The organism is Ruegeria sp. AH12 (genome assembly GCF_056541465.1).
Map to the genome: position 1 here is coordinate 1 of NZ_JBQFYL010000166.1, position 685 is coordinate 685.

The window sequence follows — 685 nt, forward strand, 5'->3', positions numbered from 1 at the left end:
GACGGGCTGGCCGAGGGCGGCACCGCTATCGTCAACGCCGATATCGAACACGCGGGCATCTTGCGCGACTGCGCCGCTGCGCATGGTGCAAGGATCGTCGAATTTGGCCACAAGGCGCGGGACTATGCGCTGACCAACGTGCTCCAAGGCCCTGACTCGGTGCGGGGACACGGTATTGTCGGCGGGGCAGACATCACATTCGATGTCCAATCCGCGGGAACTCACTTTGCTATGAATGCGCTGGGCGCTCTGGCGGCCTGTGTCGCGCTGGGGGTCGATCTGGATCAGGCGATTGCCGGTCTGCGCGGCTGGTCTCCGGTCAAAGGGCGCGGTGTGCGCGAGGTGATCGCGCTGCCAGATGGCGGGCAGATTGAACTGCTCGATGACAGCTACAACGCCAATCCAACCTCGATGGAGGCCGCTCTCGACGTGCTGTCTGCGTCGGCGGGCAAACGCAAGATCGCGTTTCTGGGCGACATGAAAGAGCTTGGTGCGCAAGAGCAGGCGATGCACGCCGCCATGGCCGAGGTGCCTGCGATGGCGCATGTCGATCAGGTTCATTGCATCGGCCCGTTGATGCAAGCGCTGCATCAGGCTCTGCCCGAGGGCAAGCGCGGGTTGTGGACGGAAACCAGCGATGAGATGGCCGCCCATCTGCCGGAATTGATCCGTAGCGGCGATGTAG

The 685-nt window shown here is 63.5% G+C and carries 1 protein-coding gene; it reads left to right on the forward strand.

Annotated elements, in window-relative coordinates; genetic code table 11:
* Positions 1 to 685 (forward strand): glutamate ligase domain-containing protein (locus ACR0EL_RS22370; protein ID WP_480502340.1); only part of this gene is annotated, 685 nt, incomplete at both ends.